The organism is Paraburkholderia sp. FW306-2-2C-D06C (assembly GCF_058781505.1).
Genome location: NZ_JBYSWU010000026.1, coordinates 1 through 19733, shown reverse-complemented (window position 1 = coordinate 19733; position 19733 = coordinate 1). Strand labels below are relative to the sequence as shown.

24 protein-coding genes and 1 pseudogene are annotated in these 19733 nt (G+C 64.0%); 21 read left to right on the top strand and 4 right to left on the bottom strand.

Annotated elements, in window-relative coordinates:
• Nucleotides 1-4: 4 nt before the first annotated feature.
• The 4 genes from AC3WLT_RS20240 to AC3WLT_RS20225 all read right to left on the bottom strand — a co-directional run bounded on the left by AC3WLT_RS20240 (nucleotide 5) and on the right by AC3WLT_RS20225 (nucleotide 2552).
• Nucleotides 5-772, bottom strand: a complete 768-nt coding sequence (locus AC3WLT_RS20240; RefSeq protein ID WP_492593470.1) for an ankyrin repeat domain-containing protein — start codon at nucleotides 770-772, stop codon at nucleotides 5-7.
• 75 nt (nucleotides 773-847) lie between these two features.
• Nucleotides 848-1411, bottom strand: coding sequence for an ankyrin repeat domain-containing protein (locus AC3WLT_RS20235; protein ID WP_492593547.1), 564 nt, complete (start codon nucleotides 1409-1411; stop codon nucleotides 848-850).
• Between the two features lie 76 nt (nucleotides 1412-1487).
• The gene (locus tag AC3WLT_RS20230) at nucleotides 1488-2096 is read right to left on the bottom strand and encodes a hypothetical protein (protein WP_492593469.1); all 609 of its coding nucleotides are present in this window, start codon (nucleotides 2094-2096) and stop codon (nucleotides 1488-1490) included.
• A gap of 36 nt (nucleotides 2097-2132) precedes the next feature.
• On the bottom strand, nucleotides 2133-2552 hold the full coding sequence (locus tag AC3WLT_RS20225; RefSeq protein ID WP_492593468.1) for a group II truncated hemoglobin: 420 nt from the start codon (nucleotides 2550-2552) through the stop codon (nucleotides 2133-2135).
• 433 nt (nucleotides 2553-2985) lie between these two features.
• Between AC3WLT_RS20225 and nifH the strand changes: the two genes are divergently transcribed.
• The 21 genes and pseudogenes from nifH (at nucleotide 2986) to AC3WLT_RS20120 (ending at nucleotide 19504) form a co-directional block, all read left to right on the top strand.
• On the top strand, nucleotides 2986-3867 hold the full coding sequence (gene nifH / locus AC3WLT_RS20220; protein ID WP_492593467.1) for a nitrogenase iron protein: 882 nt from the start codon (nucleotides 2986-2988) through the stop codon (nucleotides 3865-3867).
• Nucleotides 3868-3970: 103 nt separating this feature from the next.
• Nucleotides 3971-5434 carry a nitrogenase molybdenum-iron protein alpha chain gene (nifD, locus tag AC3WLT_RS20215; protein ID WP_492593466.1) on the top strand — a complete coding sequence of 488 codons (1464 nt, stop codon included), beginning with the start codon at nucleotides 3971-3973 and terminating at the stop codon, nucleotides 5432-5434.
• 92 nt (nucleotides 5435-5526) lie between these two features.
• Nucleotides 5527-7086, top strand: coding sequence for a nitrogenase molybdenum-iron protein subunit beta (gene nifK, locus AC3WLT_RS20210; RefSeq protein ID WP_492593465.1), 1560 nt, complete (start codon nucleotides 5527-5529; stop codon nucleotides 7084-7086).
• Between the two features lie 16 nt (nucleotides 7087-7102).
• Nucleotides 7103-7450 (top strand): hypothetical protein, encoded by a 348-nt coding sequence (locus AC3WLT_RS20205; RefSeq protein WP_492593464.1) that lies wholly within the window; start codon nucleotides 7103-7105, stop codon nucleotides 7448-7450.
• A 78-nt stretch (nucleotides 7451-7528) separates the two neighbouring features.
• Entirely contained in the window at nucleotides 7529-8011 is a 483-nt protein-coding gene (locus tag AC3WLT_RS20200; protein WP_492593463.1) for a hypothetical protein, read from the top strand.
• A gap of 165 nt (nucleotides 8012-8176) precedes the next feature.
• Nucleotides 8177-9658 carry a nitrogenase iron-molybdenum cofactor biosynthesis protein NifE gene (gene nifE, locus AC3WLT_RS20195; protein ID WP_492593462.1) on the top strand — a complete coding sequence of 494 codons (1482 nt, stop codon included), beginning with the start codon at nucleotides 8177-8179 and terminating at the stop codon, nucleotides 9656-9658.
• A 24-nt stretch (nucleotides 9659-9682) separates the two neighbouring features.
• Nucleotides 9683-11074: a nitrogenase iron-molybdenum cofactor biosynthesis protein NifN gene (gene nifN / locus AC3WLT_RS20190; RefSeq protein ID WP_492593461.1), complete on the top strand. Its 1392-nt coding sequence runs from the start codon at nucleotides 9683-9685 to the stop codon at nucleotides 11072-11074.
• A gap of 22 nt (nucleotides 11075-11096) precedes the next feature.
• Nucleotides 11097-11510, top strand: coding sequence for a nitrogen fixation protein NifX (gene nifX / locus AC3WLT_RS20185; RefSeq protein WP_492593460.1), 414 nt, complete (start codon nucleotides 11097-11099; stop codon nucleotides 11508-11510).
• Complete coding sequence (locus AC3WLT_RS20180; protein WP_492593459.1) at nucleotides 11503-12000, top strand: NifX-associated nitrogen fixation protein; 498 nt, start codon at nucleotides 11503-11505, stop codon at nucleotides 11998-12000. Before nifX ends, AC3WLT_RS20180 begins: the two co-directional genes overlap by 8 nt.
• Nucleotides 12001-12046: 46 nt before the next feature.
• Complete coding sequence (locus AC3WLT_RS20175; RefSeq protein ID WP_492593458.1) at nucleotides 12047-12247, top strand: CCE_0567 family metalloprotein; 201 nt, start codon at nucleotides 12047-12049, stop codon at nucleotides 12245-12247.
• A 27-nt stretch (nucleotides 12248-12274) separates the two neighbouring features.
• Nucleotides 12275-12580 carry a ferredoxin III, nif-specific gene (gene fdxB / locus AC3WLT_RS20170; RefSeq protein WP_492593457.1) on the top strand — a complete coding sequence of 102 codons (306 nt, stop codon included), beginning with the start codon at nucleotides 12275-12277 and terminating at the stop codon, nucleotides 12578-12580.
• Nucleotides 12581-12591: 11 nt separating this feature from the next.
• Complete coding sequence (locus AC3WLT_RS20165; protein WP_492593456.1) at nucleotides 12592-13170, top strand: nitrogen fixation protein NifQ; 579 nt, start codon at nucleotides 12592-12594, stop codon at nucleotides 13168-13170.
• Between the two features lie 161 nt (nucleotides 13171-13331).
• Nucleotides 13332-13964 (top strand): globin family protein, encoded by a 633-nt coding sequence (locus tag AC3WLT_RS20160; RefSeq protein WP_492593455.1) that lies wholly within the window; start codon nucleotides 13332-13334, stop codon nucleotides 13962-13964.
• Between the two features lie 102 nt (nucleotides 13965-14066).
• Nucleotides 14067-15059: an LLM class flavin-dependent oxidoreductase gene (locus tag AC3WLT_RS20155; RefSeq protein ID WP_492593454.1), complete on the top strand. Its 993-nt coding sequence runs from the start codon at nucleotides 14067-14069 to the stop codon at nucleotides 15057-15059.
• Between the two features lie 85 nt (nucleotides 15060-15144).
• Nucleotides 15145-15819 (top strand): molybdate ABC transporter permease subunit, encoded by a 675-nt coding sequence (gene modB / locus AC3WLT_RS20150; protein WP_492593453.1) that lies wholly within the window; start codon nucleotides 15145-15147, stop codon nucleotides 15817-15819.
• A 19-nt stretch (nucleotides 15820-15838) separates the two neighbouring features.
• Nucleotides 15839-16588 (top strand): molybdate ABC transporter substrate-binding protein, encoded by a 750-nt coding sequence (modA, locus tag AC3WLT_RS20145; protein ID WP_492593452.1) that lies wholly within the window; start codon nucleotides 15839-15841, stop codon nucleotides 16586-16588.
• 12 nt (nucleotides 16589-16600) lie between these two features.
• A complete protein-coding gene (locus tag AC3WLT_RS20140) occupies nucleotides 16601-17392 on the top strand; it encodes an ATP-binding cassette domain-containing protein (RefSeq protein ID WP_492593451.1) in 792 nt (263 codons plus the stop codon).
• Between the two features lie 17 nt (nucleotides 17393-17409).
• Nucleotides 17410-17973 (top strand): annotated as a pseudogene (locus tag AC3WLT_RS20135) (TOBE domain-containing protein); the annotation flags it as partial.
• Nucleotides 17974-18400: 427 nt separating this feature from the next.
• A complete protein-coding gene (locus AC3WLT_RS20130) occupies nucleotides 18401-18676 on the top strand; it encodes a hypothetical protein (RefSeq protein WP_492593546.1) in 276 nt (91 codons plus the stop codon).
• 43 nt (nucleotides 18677-18719) lie between these two features.
• Nucleotides 18720-19124, top strand: a complete 405-nt coding sequence (locus AC3WLT_RS20125; RefSeq protein ID WP_492593450.1) for a type II toxin-antitoxin system HicB family antitoxin — start codon at nucleotides 18720-18722, stop codon at nucleotides 19122-19124.
• Nucleotides 19125-19297: 173 nt separating this feature from the next.
• Nucleotides 19298-19504, top strand: coding sequence for a hypothetical protein (locus tag AC3WLT_RS20120; RefSeq protein ID WP_492593449.1), 207 nt, complete (start codon nucleotides 19298-19300; stop codon nucleotides 19502-19504).
• Nucleotides 19505-19733 lie beyond the last annotated feature (229 nt).

The window sequence follows — 19733 nt, the reverse complement described above, 5'->3', positions numbered from 1 at the left end:
GTTCTCAGGTTTGACGCAGCAGTTGCAGGCAGTCGAGGCTGGCCGCCATGTCGAGGGCAGTGAAGTCGTCCTGGGAGCGCACCGCCGGATCGGCGCCCAGCCCGAGCAGCGTGCGCACCACGTCGGCCTTGCCTGACGAGGCCGCGAGCATCAGGCAGGTGGCGCCGGTCGCGTTCGCATGATCGATCGGCACACCGGCCGCAGCGAGGCGCGTGACGAGTGACGGATTGCCGGTCACGCAGGCGAACCACAGCGCGTTGTTGCCGTCGTCGTTGACGGCGTCGAGTGCAACGTCGGACGCGAGCAGTTGCCCGACGACGGCCGACGCGCCGCGCCATGCGGCGGTCATCAGCGGCGTGTTGCCGTGCGCACCGCGCGCTTGCGTGCCGATGAAGCCTTCAAGCGTGAGCCACGCGGCGAGTTCGGGCGTGAGCACCTTGCCTGACGGGTTCGACCGATCGACGCCGGCCACCCACGCGCGATGGCCGCCGACCAGGTCGCATACATCGGTAAAGCCGAAGTCCGCGAACATCTGCGCCCACACCTGGCTGGCGTTGCCCTTGTAGCAATAGATCAGCACGGGCCGCTGCCGGTCGGTGCGCAGCAGCAGTGCGTCCTGGTTCCCGGGCGAGAGGCGCACGGCGCCGGGCCAGCCATCGTGTGCGTAACTGGCGGCGTCGCGCGCGTCGAGCAGCAGCGCGTCTGGCCGTCGCGCCAGCCACGCACGGAGCTCGTCGAACGTGAGGCGACGAAACACGCGTTGGCCTTTCATCTTGCGATCTCCTGCCGGCGATCGCGGCCGTACCGGGTTCGGTGCCGATGCGCTTGTTGACCGATGGCCCGCATTTCAAAGGAGCTCCGGTGCCGCGGAAATACATGGCGTGCCCGCTCCTTCCATCTGGCGCGCCGCGCGCAGCAGTTGCAGGCCGAGGTCGGCCGCCATGTCGAGCGCGCTGCGGCCATCGGGCGCGCACAGTTCCGCGCTCGCCCCATGCGCAAGCAGCATCTGCAGGACGTCGAGGCGGCCGCTCGCCGCTGCCTGCATCAGGCAGGTGATGTCGTCGTCGTTCGCATGGTCGATGGGTGTGCCGGCTTCGATCAGCCGCAGGATGGTCGCGGGGCCGCCGTGCAGGCACGCGAACCACAATGCATGGTTGCCGTCGTCATCGAGCGCGTCGGCGCGTGCGCCGAATGCCAGCAACGCTTCGACCACCGCGTCTTCGCCGTGCTGCGCAGCACGCATCAACGGGGTTTCGCCGTTCACGCTGCGCGAATGCAGATCGGGGAAGCCGTGGTACGCCAGCCAGCTGGAAAGTGCAGCGGGCACGATCGTTTCGAGGCGCGCATGGGCGCTCTGGGCAACGCGCCGGGGCGGGCGTTCGCGGACGACGAGGGCAGTGCCGGTGTGCATGATCATGGTCGCGTTCGGGTGCAAGGGAACATCGGTGGGCGCAGCCGCGCGGGCGGCTGCCGTCGGGACCCGCGCTTCAGACGGGGCGGTTCTCGTTGGGGTTGCGCACCGGCCCCATCAGTTCAAGTCCTTCGCTGTAGGTGATCGTGTCGAAGGTCACGTCGAACTTGATGGCCGCGTCCGCTACCGCGTCGAGCTTGCCGCCTGTGTCCTTCTTCTTCAGTTCGTTCTTTTCCAGGTACAGCAGCTCGAGCATTTCGTTGTAGACGGTGGACTCGAGAATCGGCAGCACATAGAACATCGCGCCCTTGTACGGCACCTGATACCGCTTGCTCAGGTCGATGTTGTCGCAAAACAGAAAGTACTTGCCACCCGCCGACAGGGTGTCGCCGAGCACCTCGGCCACGTCCTTCAGATGCTCGAAGCTCAGCAGATACCCGGCGAAGAACGGCAAGTGCTTCTCGCCGATCGTCGCGCAGGCCATCACCTGATCGCAGGTCAGCTCCGGCGGCCGCGCTTCGTCGGCGAGCTTCGGGGCAAAGCGCAGCGCGAGTTCGCCGCGGAAGCCGACCCGGCCGAACTTGTTCGTCAGCCCCTTGAGCACCGGGTTGAGCAGACGGCCTTCGCGTTCGAGACGGGCGAACGCGGTGTCGTCGATCTCCTTGTGGGCGAGCGTTTCGGTCATCACAGATCCTTGGGTTAAACAGCGTTGAAGAGGGATTCACGTCTGCGTGTTGCGCATCCAGTCGGCGGTTTTGAAAAACGCCTGCATCAGTTCGTCGCGCAGCGCCGGATCGACACCCGTCTCGTCGAGCGCGGCGCGCATGCAGGCCAGCCATGCATCGCGTTCGGCGCTGCCGATCGCGAATGCCGCATGACGCATGCGCAGCCGTGGATGGCCGCGCTGTGCCGAGTACCGTTTGCCGCCGCCGAGCCATTCGCACAGATACAGCACCAGCACGGCCTTCGTCGACGACAGGTCCGGGTGATGCATCGCGCGAATGCGTTGCGCGTCGGACCGCGTATCCATGTGCCGATAGAAGTTGTCGACCAGACGGATGACGGCGGGCTCGCCGCCTAGACGGTCGAAGTGCGTCGCGCGTGGCGCTTGCAGCGAAGAGTGGGTGGCAGGTGTGTCCATGGTGCGATCAATGCAATAACCGAACCAGGCCGAATCCAGGCCATCACCAGGCCATCACCGGGCCACCACCGGGACATCACCAGGCGAAAACGCGGCGATTGACCGGCTGCATGCAGGCCAATGCGACAGAAATCGCCCGACAAACGCGCCCGCACGGTTTGATTCGCGACGAAGTTCGCGTGGTTTGTCGCGAAACCGACAAGACAAAACAGGCGTCCGGAAAAGTCCCGAACGAACCGTGCAGCGCGGCGGCACGGACGCGGCGCAGTACCACTGGCGACATGGCACGGAAGCTGCATTTGGGGTCCAGCGCGGACACAGGTCCGGCCGATGCGTGACTCGATATAAGAAGACCCATACAGGCACGACAGGCTGACATGGTCGCGGTTACGCAACCCTGGTTTCAACCCTTCTTCCTGAATGGAGAAATGCAATGTCCAAACTTCGGCAAATCGCGTTCTACGGTAAAGGTGGCATCGGCAAGTCGACCACCTCGCAGAACACCCTGGCAGCCCTGACCGAACTCGGCCAGAAGATCCTGATCGTCGGCTGCGATCCCAAGGCGGACTCGACCCGCCTGATCCTGCACGCCAAGGCGCAGGACACCATCCTGTCGCTGGCGGCCGAAGCCGGCTCGGTGGAGGACCTCGAACTCGAGGACGTGATGAAGATCGGTTACCGCGACATCCGTTGCGTGGAGTCCGGCGGTCCGGAACCGGGCGTCGGCTGCGCGGGCCGTGGCGTGATCACCTCGATTAACTTCCTCGAAGAAAACGGCGCCTATGACGGCGTGGACTACGTGTCGTACGACGTGCTCGGCGACGTGGTGTGCGGCGGCTTCGCCATGCCGATTCGTGAAAACAAGGCGCAGGAAATCTACATCGTGATGTCCGGTGAAATGATGGCCATGTACGCGGCCAACAACATTTCGAAGGGCATTCTGAAGTACGCGAACAGCGGCGGCGTGCGCCTGGGCGGCCTCGTGTGCAACGAGCGTCAGACCGACAAGGAACTCGAACTCGCCGAAGCGCTGGCGAAGATGCTCGGTTCGAGGCTGATTCACTTCGTGCCGCGCGACAACATCGTGCAGCACGCCGAGCTGCGCCGCATGACGGTGATCGAGTTCGCGCCGGAATCCAGACAGGCGGAAGAGTACCGCCAGCTGGCCACCAAGGTGCACAACAACGCGGGCAACGGCACGATCCCGACGCCGATCACGATGGATCAACTGGAAGACCTGTTGATGGAACACGGAATCATGAAGTCCATCGACGAATCGCAAGTCGGCAAGACCGCGGCGGAGCTGACTGCCTAAGCGGGCGCCGCTGCGCACGGCCCGGGTTTCTGCTTCACGCGATGACCCGGGCCGTGCCTGCTACCCGCTGCCGGGTTTGATATTCACCCTATGGAGCATTCCCATGAGCGTCACTGTTGAAGAGCGCAAGGCCACGAACAAGGCCCTGATCGATGAAGTGCTGAAGGCCTATCCGGAGAAGATGGCCAAACGGCGCGCCAAGCATTTGGGCACCTTCGAGGACGGCAAGCCCGACTGTGGCGTGAAATCCAACATCAAGTCATTGCCGGGCGTGATGACGATTCGCGGCTGCGCGTACGCCGGCTCGAAGGGTGTCGTGTGGGGGCCGATCAAGGACATGATCCACATCAGCCACGGCCCGGTCGGTTGCGGCCAGTACTCGTGGGCCGCGCGCCGCAACTACTACATCGGCACCACCGGCATCGACACCTTCGTGACGATGCAGTTCACCTCGGACTTCCAGGAAAAGGACATCGTCTTCGGCGGCGACAAGAAGCTCGACAAGATCATCGACGAGATTCAGGAACTGTTTCCGCTGAACAAGGGCATCTCGATCCAGAGCGAATGCCCGATCGGCCTGATCGGCGACGACATCGAGGCCGTCTCGAAGAAGAAGAGTGCGCAGTATGAAGGGCACACCATCGTGCCGGTGCGCTGCGAGGGTTTTCGCGGCGTCAGCCAGTCGCTGGGCCACCACCTCGCCAACGATGCGATCCGCGACTGGGTGTTCGACAAGGCCGATCCGGACAAGCGTCCCGATTTTGTTTCGACGCCGTATGACGTCGCGATCATCGGCGATTACAACATCGGCGGCGATGCGTGGTCGAGCCGGATTCTGCTCGAAGAAATCGGCCTGCGCGTGATCGCGCAATGGTCGGGCGACGGTTCGATCGCCGAGCTCGAGAACACGCCGAAGGCCAAGCTCAACGTGCTGCACTGCTATCGCTCGATGAACTACATCAGCCGGCACATGGAAGAGAAGTACGGCATTCCCTGGGTCGAATACAACTTCTTCGGCCCGACGATGATCGAGAAGAGTCTGCGCGAAATCGCCAGCCATTTCGACGACACGATCAAGGCCAATGCGGAGAAGGTGATCGCCAGGTATCGTCCGCTGGTCGACGCGGTGAACGCGAAGTTCAGGCCGCGTCTGCAGGACAAGACGGTGATGCTGTTCGTCGGCGGCCTGCGTCCGCGCCATGTGATCGGCGCTTACGAAGACCTCGGCATGCACGTGGTCGGCACCGGCTACGAGTTCGGCCACAACGACGACTATCAGCGCACCACGCACTACGTGAAGGACGGCACGCTGATTTACGACGATGTGACCGGCTACGAGTTCGAGAAGTTCGTCGAGCAGATCCAGCCCGACCTGGTCGGCTCCGGCATCAAGGAAAAGTACGTGTTCCAGAAGATGGGCGTGCCGTTCCGTCAGATGCATAGCTGGGATTATTCCGGCCCGTACCACGGCTATGACGGCTACGCCATTTTCGCGCGCGACATGGACATGGCCATTTCCAGCCCGGTGTGGGGGCTCGCCAGGGCGCCCTGGAAGAAAAGCGCCTAAGCCCCGGCGGCCGGCAAAGCGCCGGCTACCGCACCGATCAGCGGCCCGATCACCGGCCAGCAAGCCATTGAATTGCATATCAGGAGCATCCCATGCCCCAATCCGCAGACAAGATTCTCGATCACGAACTGCTGTTCCGTGAGCCCGAGTACCAGGAAATTTTCCGCACGAAAAAGGAAAACTTCGAATTCAACCATCCGGACGAGCAGGTCAAGCAGATCGTCGAGTGGACCAGGACCGAGGACTACAAGCAGAAGAATTTTGCGCGCGACTCGCTCACCGTCAACCCGGCCAAGGCTTGCCAGCCGCTCGGCGCGGTGTACGTCGCGAACGGCTTTCACAAGACGCTGAGTTTCGTGCATGGCTCGCAGGGCTGCGTCGCCTATTACCGCTCGCACTTCTCGCGTCACTTCAAGGAGCCGACGTCGTGCGTCAGCTCGTCGATGACCGAGGACGCGGCAGTGTTCGGCGGCATGAACAACATGATCGACGGCCTCGCCAACGCGTACAACCTGTACAAACCCGACATGATCGCGGTCTCGACGACCTGCATGGCGGAAGTGATCGGCGACGACCTCGACGCGTTCATCAAGAACAGCAAGCAGAAGGGCAGCGTGCCGGAAGACTACGACGTGCCGTTCGCGCACACGCCGGCCTTCGTCGGCAGCCACGTCACCGGCTACGACAACGCGCTGCTCGGCATCCTCAAGCACTTCTGGGACGGCAAGGCCGGCACCACGGCGCCGCTCGAGCGCGTGCCCGATGACAGCGTCAACTTCATCGGCGGGTTCGACGGCTACGTGGTCGGCAACATGAAGGAAATTCGCCGCATCTTCGATCTGTTCGGCGTGCAGGTGAACCTCATCTGCGACCCGTCCGAAACATGGAATACGCCGACCGACGGCGAGTTCCGGATGTACGAAGGCGGCACGACCAAGGAGGAGGTCGAGCGCGCATTGAACGCGAAGGCGACCTTCGTGTTCCAGGAATACTGCTGCGAGAAGACCAGCAAGTTCATCGCCGAGCATGGTCAGGAAGTCGTGGTGCTGAACGCGCCGGTCGGCGTGGCGGGCACCGACCAGTTCCTGATGGAAATCTCGCGCGTGACCGGCAAGCCGATTCCGGCGCAACTGGAGAAGGAGCGCGGCCAGCTCGTCGACGCGATGGCCGATAGCCAGGCTCACCTGCACGGCAAGCGCTTCGCACTCTACGGCGACCCGGACCAGATGCTGGGCTACACACAGTTCCTGCTCGAACTCGGTGCCGAGCCGGCGCACGTGCTGGCGACCAACGGCAACGAAAGCTGGGCTGCGAAGGTGCAGGCGCTGTTCGACGCGTCGCCGTACGGCGCGGGCTGCAAGGTGTATCCGAAACGCGATCTGTGGCACATGCGCTCGCTGCTGTTCACGGAGCCGGTGGATTTCCTGATCGGCAACACCTACGGCAAATATCTCGAGCGCGATACCAAAACGCCGCTGATACGCATGGTGTTTCCGATCTTCGATCGCCACCACTACCATCGCTTCCCGACCTGGGGCTATGAAGGCGCGTTGCGGGTGTTGGTCACGCTGCTGGACGAGTTCTTCGAGGCGCTCGACGCCAACACGATCGTCGCGGCGAAGACCGACTACAGCTACGACATCATCCGCTGACGAGGAGCGCACGGCCATGACAGACATAGCAGATGCATCGGGCACGGCAGATGCGGTTCTGGTCAAGATGACGCAGGACGGCCGCAAGGTCGAGGTCATCGACGGCTGGGTCTGTCTGGCCGGCGTGCGCGAGGCCGACCACCTCGTTCCGCTGCTTGAACACCCGAACCGGCAGGTGATAGCCCAGTCGGTGCCGGGGGCCACGCATGTGGCCGGCCGGTTGCCGTTGACGCACGAGGAGACTGCGATTGCGCAGGGTGCGATGTCGGCGGCTCAGCGGCAGTTCGACGCGAGCCCGGCCGGCATCGCGCAGCGACTGCGCCGCGCGGTGTGGGCGAAGACCGCGGCGGAGGGTGTGGAGTAGCCGGGACACCGCTGAAAACAAAGTTGCTGCGCTGCATGCAGCCAGCCAGTCTGACGAACCTCAGCGAGGGAGCGGGATGTGATCTATGTTGTCGAGCAATCAGACTCAGCAGCGCCGCGCGCGTGGTTCGCCTACGATGACGACGACTTTGCACGCAAGGTGGCGGCGTCCGACCCGTTGAGCCCTGCCGAGATCTACGACGAGGTAACGCCGCGCGAACTGCTCGCGCTGGTCGATCACCTTCCCGATGCAAACGGACGGGCAGCGTACCCGTCGATCTGCGCGGTGGGCGACGAGTATGGCTGGGACACCTTGCTCTACCGCGCCGATTATCTGCTCGGCCGGGGCGTGTGCCGGCGCGAGCCGGTGTCTGAACGCGATGCGCTGGCGGCTGCGCTGGCCGCGCGCGGCGGGCGTTGTTTGATCTACTGGAACGACCGTGACGCGATCGGCGCGTTCGAAGGCGCCGACCCACGTCTCGCGGGCGAATCGAACTGGCCGGCGCGGCGCGCACTGTACGGGCAACTGGTGGCGCTGGAAGTGCTGGCCGACGATAACTGAGCTGCCCGTTGTCTGTGTCGCAAACCGTCTGTCGCAAACCGTTCAAACCCGCCATGACGATGCTCGCAAGCAGCGTGCTTCAGGGCCAATTGAACCGTTTTGAGGACATTCCCCGGTGGTATGGAACTTGCCACTAGAGAAACGTCCATCCATCAGGAGCCTGTCATGTCTGCTTCGCTCAATGCCAAGATCGCCGAAGTATTCGACGAACCCGGTTGCGACAAGAATCAAGGCAAGAGCGACAAGGAGCGCAAGAAGGGCTGCACGAAGCAGCTTTCGCCGGGCGCCGCGGCAGGCGGGTGCGCATTCGACGGCGCGAAGATCGCATTGCAGCCGGTGGTGGACGTCGCGCACCTCGTGCACGGGCCGATTGCCTGCGAAGGCAACTCGTGGGACAACCGGCACGCCGCTTCGTCCGGCTCGCAACTCTATCGCACCGGCTTCACCACCGACATCAACGAACTCGACGTGGTGTACGGCGGCGAGAAGCGGCTGTTCAGGAGCGTGCGCGAGATCATCGAGAAATACGATCCGCCGGCCGTGTTCGTCTATCAGACCTGCGTCACCGCGCTGATCGGCGACGACATCGAGGCAGTCTGCAAGCGCGCCACCGAAAAATTCGGCAAGCCGGTGATCCCGGTCAATTCCCCAGGCTTCGCCGGGCCGAAGAACCTGGGTAACAAGCTCGGCGGCGAGGCGATCCTCGACTATGTGATCGGCACGCGAGAGCCCGAGTACACGACGCCGTACGACATCAACATCATCGGCGAGTACAACCTGTCGGGCGAACTGTGGCAGACCAGGCCCCTGCTCGACGCGCTGGGCATCCGCATCCTCTCGTGCATCTCCGGCGATGGGCGCTACCACGAGATCGCCAGTTCGCATCGCGCCAGGGTCAACATGATGGTCTGCTCGAAGTCGATGATCAACATCGCGACGAAGATGCAGCAGCGCTATGGCATCCCTTACTTCGAGGGCTCGTTCTATGGGATCGGCGACATGAGCGACACGCTGCGCCAGATCGCCAGCCTGCTCGTGCAGCAGGGCGCGCCAAACGATCTGCTGGAGCGCACCGAACGTCTGATCGCCGTCGAGGAAGCACGCGCCTGGGAGCGTATCGCGCACTACAAGGCGCGCCTCACCGGCAAGCGGGTGCTGCTCATCACGGGCGGCGTGAAGTCGTGGTCGGTGGTGGCCGCGCTTCAGGAAGCCGGGCTGGAAATCGTCGGCACCAGCATCAAGAAGAGCACGAAGGAAGACAAGGACAAGATCAAGGAGATCATGGGCGACGACGCGCACATGATCGACGACATGACGCCGCGCGAGATGTACGCGATGCTCAAGGACGCCCGCGCCGACATCATGCTGTCGGGCGGCCGCTCGCAGTTCGTCGCGCTGAAGGCGCGCATGCCGTGGCTCGACATCAATCAGGAGCGCCATCACCCGTATGGCGGCTACGAGGGCATCGTCGAACTGGTGCATGAGATCGACCGCGCGATCTACAACCCGGTGTGGCAACAGGTGCGCATCCCGGCTCCGTGGGGCGACGACGGCGAGACGCTCGGTGCGGTGCAAGCGCAAGCTGCGCGCCCGCTGTCGAGCGCGGCGGCGTGGGCGATGAGCTTCGAACCCGGCGTGCCGGCCTGACGCCCCCGATCCGGAGAACATGCCATGGCCGAAGTCGTCGAATCAAAGAAAGCCTGTGCGGTCAACCCGCTCAAGATGAGCCAGCCGCTGGGCGCGAGCCTCGCCTTTCTCGGGCTCGATGCCTGCATGCCGGTGATGCACGGCTCGCAGGGCTGCACTTCGTTTGGCCTCGTGCTGCTGGTGCGCCACTTCAAGGAGGCGATCCCGCTGCAGACCACCGCCATGAACGAAGTCACCACTGTGCTCGGCGGCTACGAGAACATCGAGGCCGCGCTGCTGAACATCCGCAAGCGCGCCGCGCCGAAGATCATCGCGATCTGTTCAACGGGTCTTACCGAGACCAAGGGCGACGACGTCGAGGGCTATCTCGTCACGGTGCGCAAGCGCAAGCCCGAACTCGACGACACCGAAATCGTTTACGTGTCGACGCCCGACTATGTCGGCGCATTCGAAGACGGCTACCGGCATGCCATTACCGGCATCGTCAACGCGCTGGTCAAGCCGTTGCCGACGGTGGCCAATCAGGTCACGCTGCTGCCCGGCAGCCATCTGTCGCCTGGCGACATCGACGAACTGCGCGAGATCGTCGAAGCGTTCGGCTTCGATGTCATTGTGCTGCCCGACATTTCCGGTTCGCTCGACGGCCATATCGCGCCGGACTGGCGCGGCACCACACTGGGTGGGACCACGCTCGAGCAGATCCGGGCCGCCGGTGCATCGGCATTCACGATCGGCGTGGGCGAGCAGACGCGCGACGGTGCGCGGGCACTGCACGCGATCGCCGGCACCCCGTTCGAAGTGTTCGAGCGGCTCACCGGACTGGAGCCCAACGACCGCCTGCTGCAACTGCTCGCGCAGCGCTCCGGGCGGCCCGTTCCCGCGAAATACCGCCGTCAGCGCAGCCAGTTGCTCGATGCGATGCTCGACGGCCATTTCTACACCGGCGGCATCAAGGTCGCGATCGGTGCGGAGCCCGATCTGCTGCTCGCGGTCGGCAGCCTGCTGCATGAGATGGGCGCGCAATTGCGCTGCTGCATCAGCACCACGCGATCGCCCGCGCACGCGTTGTTGCCCGCCGATCAGGTCGTGATCGGCGATCTCGAAGACATGGAACGCGCCGCGACGGACTGCGACCTGCTGATCACCCATTCGCACGGCCGGCAGATGGCCGCGCATCTGCAAAAGCCGTTGTTGCGGATCGGCTTTCCGGTGTTCGACCGGGTGGGCAACGCGCATCGCCGCTACGTCGGCTACCGCGGCACGATGAACCTGATCTTCGAAATCGCCAATCTGATGATCGAGCAGATTCCGCATCACCATCCGGGCGACTGGCCGCTGCCGCAGGCCGCGATCGATCTGGCCGCGCGCGATCCGGCGCGGGAAGTGAACATTCCGGTCGTCGCGGCCGGCGCCTGATCCACCTCAAGGAGCACACAGCATGAAGATCGCGTTCGCCACTCAGGACAGGCAGTACGTCGATGCGCATTTTGGCTGGGCGAAGAGCATCGTCACTTACAACGTCACGCCGCACGGCTACCGGTTCGTCGAGGCGTTCGACTTCGGCGGCAAGCTCGAAGAGGACGGCGACGAAGACAAGCTCGCGCCCAAGCTCGAAGCCGTCAAGGATTGCGCGATCCTGTACGTCGCCGCGATCGGCGGTTCGGGCGCGGCGCGCGTGGTCGCGCTGAAGATTCACCCGATCAAGGTGCCGCAGCCCGAGTCCATCGAGGAGATCCTCGGCAAGCTGCAACAGGTGTTGAAGGGCACGCCGCCGCCGTGGCTGCGCAAGGCGCTGGCGAAGGATGGCGAACGTGTATACGACTTTGAAGACGACGGGGTATCTCATGGCTGAAGCCACCGCTGAATCATCTGCAGTTCCGGGCACGGCCAGCGACGACACGCTGCTGGCGGCACCGTTCGTGCAGCAGCTCGTCAAGCAGTTGCGCGCGCAGGACACCCACGGCGCGTGGGACGGCAAGTCCGACCTGCAACTGCTCAAGCCGTACATCCACACACCGGAAGAACGCCGCGCGATTCCGATCATGGGCGACCCCGATCCCGAAACGCTGTGGCGGCTCGAGATTTTCTACAGCGCGATTGCGGTGGCGATCGAGCGTCAGACCGGCCAGATGGTCTCGCCGATGATGAAGATGAGCCACGAGGGCTTTGGCCGCATGGTGTTGATCGCGGGGCGGCTCGTCGTCGTCAACAAGCAGTTGCGCGACGTGCACCGGTTTGGCTTCGCTTCGCTGGAGAAGCTCGCCGAGGCGGGCGGAAAGTTTCTCGACGAAGCGGTCGAGATGATCAGGACGTACCCCGCCGTCGCACAGTACGGCGCCTGAAGCAATCGTGAAGTGATCATGAAGGGAACCTGAAGGGAACATGACGATGAGTACCGATGCTGACGAACTCAAGGCGCGCCTGAAGAAACTCAACGCGCAGGCCACCCAGGCGAAGATGGACCTGCACGACCTGTCCGAGGAACTGCCGACCAACTGGGAGAACATTCTCGCTGTCGCCCAGCGTTGCCACGACGCCCATGCCGCGCTGATGGAAGCCCGCAAGGCTGCCGCTGCGGCAGCGGCCTGAACCAGCGCGTAACCACGGAGGCACACCATGAGCGATACCTTCAGCGTTACGCTGCCGAGCGGCGCCACCTGGACGCCGACCTTCGTCAACACGCTCGACGAAGAAAAATGCATTGGTTGTGGACGCTGTTTCCGTGTCTGTCCACGCGGCGTGCTGGAACTCGTCGGGCTCGACGAGGACGGCGCGCATATCGCGCTGGACGGCGACGACGAAGACGACGAGTACGAAAAGAAGGTGATGACGATCGCGCATCGGGAACTGTGCATCGGCTGCACCGCGTGCGCGAAGATCTGCCCGAAAAAGTGCTACACGCACGCGGCGGCCGTGCTCTGAGCGATGCCGCGATGAACGCCTATGCAACCCTGATGGCGTGCGCGGTGGAGGCGGGCGATCCCACCGTGCTGGCACTGGCCGGCGTGCTGTCGAGCGCGTTCGAGCGCCACGGTGTCGATGTGCTGCCGATGCCCGGGCTGGACGCCGACCAGACGCGCCGGATGCTTGCCCGCTGGTTCCCGGGCGCGGGGCCGGCGCTCGGCCTTGCGTGCCTCTCATGGGCTGGGTCTGCGAGCGGGCGTCGCGTCGAGCCGCGTGACGACGAACTCGAAGATCTGGTGGCGTTGCTCAACGACCATGCCGATCCCCGCGCCGGCCCGGCAGAGGAGGCGAACTGCGTCGCCCATGCTTTGGCCTGCGCAAGCCTCGGACAAAACCACCTTTGGCAAGACCTGCTTCTGCCGTCGCGGCGCGAGTTGTCCGCGTTGATCGGCCACTGGTTTCCGCGGCTCGCGGCGAAGAATACGCAAGACATGAAGTGGAAGAAGTTCTTCTACAAGCAACTGTGCGAACGCGAGGGTCTGCTCATCTGCAAGGCACCCAGTTGTGGCGTCTGTACGGACCACGGGCTTTGCTTTGGAGCCGAGTAGACAGAACCGCCCGGACCCTTCGGGCAGGTACGTTGCGGGTCCAGCTTGCCAGGCGTCTTCGGCAGATTCGCAGTGAGAAGGCGTGGGACTTGCTTAAGCATGTCCATCGTTATGTATCCAGGTATACAACCGACAAACCGAACCACAAACCGTACACACTCATGGATTCGTTCCGACCTGCCGCGTCCCAGGCGCCCCGCGCTCGCTGGACACCCTGCACCCGGGCCTGCTACCTGACGCTGCAATGGCCCGTGGTGGAGTCGCAGCAGCATGGGCCGCGCGCCCGGGCGTTGCCGCCCGCCTGCGTGCCCGCGCTGCCTCAACCGCCGCACCGGCTGCTCGCGATCTGCGACGAAGCGGGGCTGCGCGATCTGGTGCTACACCATATGCAGCGGCTCAGACTGACGCCGCTGTTCGCGCGTGCGGGTCATTGCTTCGATTGTGTCGCATCGCGGGTGGCCGACTTCGTGGTCGAGTCCTGCGGCGGGCCGCTGCATTACAGCGAGCGGCATGCGCATCTGCAGGCGGGCTCCGGGCTGCCGTTGCTGCTTGACGAGGAGGGCCGCGAACTCTGGCTGGTGCAACTGTGGCACGCGTTCGACGATGTCGCTTTCCCGCCCGCGCTGCGCGCCGACTTCTGGAGCTGGGCGGAGCCGCTGTCCGTGCATCTGCTGGCGCCGCACGCGCGCCACGCCGGCCTGACGCGCTATCCCTACGACACGGTGCGTAGCTGGTTTCTCACGCCGGCAGCGGGCGAGCCGCTTGCGGGCCATGCCACGCGGCGCTCGCCATGACGCCTATGCCAACCGTCGTCGTCGCCGCCGTGATTTCACCTATCGCGAGCGGTGGGCGCAAAACTTGCCTTTGATGTCGGTCTTCCCACGAGAGAAGCTGTTATGTCGGATTCCACACAACGCTACGGTCTTTTCCTCAATGTCGAGAACCCCGACGGCGATGCGCGCGATGCGCTGACGCAAACCGTGCGTAATGCGATGGCGGCCGAAGCGTTCGGCTACCACGATGTGTGGGTCGCCGAGCACCATTACAGTTCATACGCGATCGGCAGTGCGCTGACGGTGCTGCTTGCCGGCATCGCGGCCCGTACCTCGACGATCCGTCTCGGCACCGGCGCATCGCTGCTGGCGCTGAACGACCCGCTGCGCGTCGCCGAGGATATCGCCACGCTCGATCTGCTGAGCGGAGGGCGCATCGAATTCGGCGTAGCGCGTGGCGGCCCGTTTCCGGTGCAGTACCGGGCTGCGGGGATCGCGTCGGCAGATGACGCACGCGCGCGGATGCACGAAGCGCTCGCGTTGATACAGCGTTTATGGAGCGAGCCGGCGACGAGCTTCGACGGGCGCTTCTTCCATTGCAACGACGTCGCGTTGCAGCCGCGTCCGCTGCAGCAGCCGGTGCCGGTCTGGCTGGCGAGCCTCAGCGCCGATTCGCTGCGCCTCGCCGCTGAGCACGGATATGGGCTGATGGCGACGCCGTCGGCCGATCTGGCGCGCGTCGCCGACCAGGTGGCGACGCAGCGTGCGCAGCGCGGCGATTTTCCGTTTGCGATTGCGCGCTTCTTTCATTGCGAGCCTGACCAGCGTGATGCGCTCGAGCACGGCGTGGCATGCGTGCGGTCTTATCCCCGGCTGATGCAGGTGCAGTTCGAAGCCGGCGCGTTACCGCCGATGTTCGCAGCTGACGCGCGCGAAGAGGTGATCCTCGCGAATGCGGTGATCGGCGACCCCGCGCATTGCGCGGCGCAGGTGCGCCGCTTGAGCGAGCGGCTGGGACCACACCGCCTGCTGCTCAAGCCGGCGACGCACGATCCGGCTAAGGCACGAGCCGCACTGGCGTTGTTCGCGGAGGAACTGGGGCTGAGCCGCAGGTAACGCGCATGCTTGAACGCCCGCGCACTGGCCTGCATCTTGCGTTCAAGGCGTCATGTCGTTCACTTCACAACGAACCGTGTCGCCAATGTCGGATTCCCTACAAAACATAGACTGGTCGCCGTTGCTGCTGTCGCTGAAAGTGGCCGGGGTCGCCACCGTGCTCGCGCTTGCCGCGGGCATTGCGCTCGGCTGGATATTTGCGCGCCGGCGCTTTCCCGGCAGCTCGGTGCTCGAGGCCGTGTGCATGTTGCCGCTGGTGTTGCCGCCGACCGTGATCGGCTACGGCCTGCTGGTCGCGGCGGGCCGGCGCAGTGTGGCCGGCGCATGGCTTGACGAGCACTTCGACTACACGATCGTGTTCAACTGGCACGGCGCGGTTGCGGCGGCGGCCGTGGTGGCGTTGCCGCTGGTGCTGAAGTCGGCCAGTGCTTCGTTTGCCGGCGTCGACCCCACGCTCGAAGCGGCGGCGCGCACGCTTCGGCAGTCGCCGCTGTCGGTATTCATTCGCGTCACGTTGCCGCTCGCGTGGCCCGGCATTCTGGCCGGCACGCTGCTCGCGTTTGCGCGCGCCATGGGCGAGTTCGGCGCGACCTTGATGGTGGCCGGCGACATTCCCCGGCAAACCCAGACTCTTTCGATGGCGATCTACGACGCGATGCAGAGCGGCCAGGACCACACCGCACTGCTGCTCGTGCTGGTGACGTCCGTGCTGTCCATCGCGGTGATGCTTGCGTCGAACCGCTTCTTCTCCCTTCGCTGACTACCGGGGAAATCCTCCGATGCGCTTTGTCCGTTTCCTCGCTATCGCGCTGCTCGCAGCGCTGCCGTTGCCCGCTTCGGCCCAGCAACTTACCGTCTCCGCCGCCGCAAGCCTGACCGACGCGTTCAACGAGATCGGCGCGAAGTTCGCGGCGACCCATCCCGGCGTGACCGTGCGCTTCAATTTCGCGGCCTCCGGCGTATTGCTTCAGCAGATCAGGCAAGGCGCGCCCGTCGATGTATTCGCCAGTGCGGATCAGGAAACTGTCGCGCGTGGCATCGATGCTCAACTGCTCGATGCGGGCACGAAGCAGGACTTCGCCGCCAATTCGGTGGTGCTGATCGTACCGGTGGAGGGAGCGCCGCTCGTGAAGACGCTGGCCGATCTGTCGAGTCCCGCGGTGAAGCGCATTGCGCTCGGCAAGCCGGCCACCGTGCCCGTCGGGCGCTACACGCAGCAGGCTCTGGAAAGGGCTGGGCGGTGGGGCGCGCTGGAGCCGAAGTTCGTGCAGGCAGAGAGCGTGCGTCAGGTACTCGACTACGTGTCGCGTGGCGAGGCCGAGGCCGGCTTCGTCTACCGCACGGACGCCATGCTGGCGCCCGGCAAGGTCCGGATCGCGCTGACCGTGGAGGGTCACGAGCCGGTGACCTATCCGGTCATCACGGTCAGCGCGAGCCGCCAGCAGCCGCTCGCGAAAGATTTCATCGCCTATCTGTCGACCCCGGCAGCGCAGAACGTGCTGGCGCGCTACGGCTTCGTTAAATCCTGACGAGGCTCGCGAATGATCGACATCGATCTGACCGCCACCGTTTCGGATCGCACGCGCCGCTTTACGCTGGCGACTCGCTTCGCGTCCGAAGCGCCGGTGGTGGCGCTCTATGGCGCTTCGGGCGCCGGCAAGTCGCTCACGCTGCAGGCGATCGCCGGGCTATTGCGGCCTGACCGGGGACATGTGCGCGTCGGCGGGCGCGTGCTGTTCGATTCGACGCTCGGTATCGACCTGCCGCCGGACCGGCGCGGCGTAGGCTATCTGTTCCAGCACTACGCGCTGTTTCCGCATCTGTCGGTGCGCGAGAACGTGGCCTTCGGATTGACAAACTGGTGGCGGCGCGGCCTGTCGAGCGATCGCGCCGCGCGGGTCGACGCGCTGCTGCAGAGCTTCGAACTCACCCAACTGGCGCGCAGCCGCCCGGCTGTATTGTCGGGCGGGCAGCAGCAGCGCGTGGCGCTGGCCCGTGCGCTCGCGTGCGGGCCGGAGCTGTTGTTGCTGGACGAGCCCTTTGCCGCGCTGAACCCACTGCTGCGCCATGACTTGCGCGGACAACTCGCCGATGTGTTCAGGCGCTGGAAGATGCCCGTCGTGATGATCACGCACGATGTCGACGATGTGCTTGCGCTCGCCGATGTCGCCTTTGTCGTCGAGCACGGCCAGGTGGTCCGCGAGGTCGACATGCGCAGCGGCGAAGGCCGCGACATCATGCGCCGCTCGTTGGAGCCGGAACTGGATGCCGCGCCGCTCACGGCGCGCGAACGACGCGTGCGTGCGCTGCTCCAGGCACCGGTCGACGGCTAATGCACGCGAATCGATCGCTGACGCCGGTTGCCGCCGATCTTCCGGGGGTTTGGCGTAAGCTCCGAACCATCAATCGAAACTTCCTGCGCGAGCAGGACGCGTGGCTTAACCAACTGCCGGCGCTGGCCGGCCTTCTCAGGAGAATGGCAATGAAAACGACCGCACGCAACCAGTTTGTCGGGACGATCGATGCGATCGAGCCGGGGCCGGTGACCACTCAGGTCTCGGTCACGATCGCCGGCGGCCAGCAAATCGTCGCGACGATGACCACCGCTGCGGCCGATCGTCTCAAGCTCACCGTGGGCAAGGAGGCGATTGCGCTGATCAAGTCTTCGGCGGTCGTGCTGGTGGTCGATTTTGCCGGCTACGTGCTGTCGGCGCGCAACCAGTTCGCCGGGACGATTTCTCGTCTCGAGCGCGGCGCGGTGTCGTCGCTGGTGGTGCTGACGCTTCCGGGCGGTGTGAATCTGACGGCCAGCGTGACGAACGATGCAGTGGATGCGCTTGCGCTAGCTGTTGGGCAGCAGGCAACAGCGGTATTCAAGGCCTACTCGGTGATGGTGGCCGTCGCGTCGGCGTGAGCTTCGGCACGTCCGCGTGCAACTGCAGGCTGTGTCGTCAACGAAGCGGGGATATTCTCCACCTCTGTGCGAGCCCGCCGACGCCTGAGGGTGAAAGGCCACTTGACGACACGCGACGAATTTCTGCCGGAAATGCGGGTGAAACGCCGCAATACTGAAGATGCGTCGGTGGGACACACCCGACATCGCGTAGGCGATAGCGACGCGCGGCTCACGCGCAAGCACGAAAACGATGCCCTGCATGAGCAGGTCGTCGCGGGGAAGCCGGCAAGACGCCGGCTTCCCCCTTTGTGCCGTCAAGATTTAGTTTGCTTTTCGACGGCATTGAGCGCATGGTGAAGTGATCCAGATGTACATGGCCGTACGTTTTTCGCATCCGGACAGGCATGGTTCCATGACGGTCGGTATCGCTTAAGGAGCGCGCGTCATCACGACCATTCCCACCATCGAATACAGAGGGTACGAGCTACGTGCGTACTCTCACCAGGTATTCCCGCTGCATCGTGACCCGTATGCCAAAGGTCCAAGGCAGTTCTCATCGATCGTGCGAATCGACACCATTCCGTCCAGCGAGGTCAAGGCCCGGCGCTATGCAACGTTGTTCGACACGGTAAGTCCCACCACCGCGGAAGACGCCATCGACCTCGCGATGCAATACGGCAAGGACCGCGTCGATGGCAAGGTTGAGGCGAGCGGACTCTGACACACCGAATGCCAGTCAGTCCACCGCTTGAGTGGAGCAGGTCATGCAATATCCGCTTTATGTGCACCGCGACGGCGATACCGGCTTTCGCGCCAGTTTTCCCGATTTTCCCCGCGCCGCTGCGCGTGGCAATTCGTTCGATGAACTGAAACGCAACGCGCAGGAGGTTATCGAATTGATGTACGACCGCAGCGAGCAACTCATACCCGCTCCTACCTGCAGTACGTCGGAATTGCATACGCTCGACATGGACGACGGACAAGGGATCTGGATGTTCACCGAGATCAATCTGGCGCGGGTTACCTCGAAAGCCGTGGGCGTTCAATTCAGTCTGCTCGAGAGTCTGCTGCAGCGAGTCGATGCAGCAGCAAAAGAACGTCACATGACGCGCTCCACGTTCATGACGCAGGCTGTCGTACATGAACTTGAGAACCGATACGAAAGGTAATTGTCCTGTACGCCGGTTTCCCGGTGGGTGTTCGTGGACGGATGACACCGCTCGCGCTACGACGGGCGTCAAGAATCAAACCCGAACTTACGATGTGTCGCGTCGTCCCGACTATCGAGGGCGGCGCCAATTGCCTGTTGGCGAACCAGTTTGTTCCATAGTAGGAGTGCATCATGATTGATGACCAGGTAAATGCCGAAGAACTGGCAGAAAGCAGAAGACAGAGAGAGGCCGCAGCGAATGCGACGGATGATGGCATGCCGGTGGCCCCGGAAAATGAAAAGCAAGTCGTCGAAGGGCCTCAATACAGAGCGCCGAAGCAATGGGTCAGGCACGCAAGAAAATGGCTGGGTGCTGGAAGCGGCTTTATGCGACCTTGAACGTCGGTGACTCATAAGGAAGATATTGTTCCGCCCTGAGACGGCGGAAGCGGAAGAACCGGCGAAGCGTCGGTTTCTCTTGCGGTGGCGCGGCATCGTCCCGGTACGAGGGTCCAATGGTGCCGGAGTAGCGGAATGGGGCCTGCTCACGATGAGCCTGTCAGAATTTTAGTGTGCCGAGGTCATGAGACGATAACGGAAACAACGTCCTATGACCGAAGCAACTGTG

What these genes read in the sequence shown, in the direction of transcription:
- AC3WLT_RS20240 (WP_492593470.1), bottom strand. Translation starts at nt 772, where the DNA reads ATGAAAGGCCAACGCGTGTTTCGTCGCCTCACGTTCGACGAGCTCCGT.
- AC3WLT_RS20235 (WP_492593547.1), bottom strand. Translation starts at nt 1,411, where the DNA reads ATGCACACCGGCACTGCCCTCGTCGTCCGCGAACGCCCGCCCCGGCGC.
- AC3WLT_RS20230 (WP_492593469.1), bottom strand. Translation starts at nt 2,096, where the DNA reads ATGACCGAAACGCTCGCCCACAAGGAGATCGACGACACCGCGTTCGCC.
- AC3WLT_RS20225 (WP_492593468.1), bottom strand. Translation starts at nt 2,552, where the DNA reads ATGGACACACCTGCCACCCACTCTTCGCTGCAAGCGCCACGCGCGACG.
- nifH (WP_492593467.1), top strand. Translation starts at nt 2,986, where the DNA reads ATGTCCAAACTTCGGCAAATCGCGTTCTACGGTAAAGGTGGCATCGGC.
- nifD (WP_492593466.1), top strand. Translation starts at nt 3,971, where the DNA reads ATGAGCGTCACTGTTGAAGAGCGCAAGGCCACGAACAAGGCCCTGATC.
- nifK (WP_492593465.1), top strand. Translation starts at nt 5,527, where the DNA reads ATGCCCCAATCCGCAGACAAGATTCTCGATCACGAACTGCTGTTCCGT.
- AC3WLT_RS20205 (WP_492593464.1), top strand. Translation starts at nt 7,103, where the DNA reads ATGACAGACATAGCAGATGCATCGGGCACGGCAGATGCGGTTCTGGTC.
- nifE (WP_492593462.1), top strand. Translation starts at nt 8,177, where the DNA reads ATGTCTGCTTCGCTCAATGCCAAGATCGCCGAAGTATTCGACGAACCC.
- nifN (WP_492593461.1), top strand. Translation starts at nt 9,683, where the DNA reads ATGGCCGAAGTCGTCGAATCAAAGAAAGCCTGTGCGGTCAACCCGCTC.
- nifX (WP_492593460.1), top strand. Translation starts at nt 11,097, where the DNA reads ATGAAGATCGCGTTCGCCACTCAGGACAGGCAGTACGTCGATGCGCAT.
- AC3WLT_RS20180 (WP_492593459.1), top strand. Translation starts at nt 11,503, where the DNA reads ATGGCTGAAGCCACCGCTGAATCATCTGCAGTTCCGGGCACGGCCAGC.
- AC3WLT_RS20175 (WP_492593458.1), top strand. Translation starts at nt 12,047, where the DNA reads ATGAGTACCGATGCTGACGAACTCAAGGCGCGCCTGAAGAAACTCAAC.
- fdxB (WP_492593457.1), top strand. Translation starts at nt 12,275, where the DNA reads ATGAGCGATACCTTCAGCGTTACGCTGCCGAGCGGCGCCACCTGGACG.
- AC3WLT_RS20165 (WP_492593456.1), top strand. Translation starts at nt 12,592, where the DNA reads ATGAACGCCTATGCAACCCTGATGGCGTGCGCGGTGGAGGCGGGCGAT.
- AC3WLT_RS20160 (WP_492593455.1), top strand. Translation starts at nt 13,332, where the DNA reads ATGGATTCGTTCCGACCTGCCGCGTCCCAGGCGCCCCGCGCTCGCTGG.
- AC3WLT_RS20155 (WP_492593454.1), top strand. Translation starts at nt 14,067, where the DNA reads ATGTCGGATTCCACACAACGCTACGGTCTTTTCCTCAATGTCGAGAAC.
- modB (WP_492593453.1), top strand. Translation starts at nt 15,145, where the DNA reads ATGTCGGATTCCCTACAAAACATAGACTGGTCGCCGTTGCTGCTGTCG.
- modA (WP_492593452.1), top strand. Translation starts at nt 15,839, where the DNA reads ATGCGCTTTGTCCGTTTCCTCGCTATCGCGCTGCTCGCAGCGCTGCCG.
- AC3WLT_RS20140 (WP_492593451.1), top strand. Translation starts at nt 16,601, where the DNA reads ATGATCGACATCGATCTGACCGCCACCGTTTCGGATCGCACGCGCCGC.
- AC3WLT_RS20125 (WP_492593450.1), top strand. Translation starts at nt 18,720, where the DNA reads ATGCAATATCCGCTTTATGTGCACCGCGACGGCGATACCGGCTTTCGC.
- AC3WLT_RS20120 (WP_492593449.1), top strand. Translation starts at nt 19,298, where the DNA reads ATGATTGATGACCAGGTAAATGCCGAAGAACTGGCAGAAAGCAGAAGA.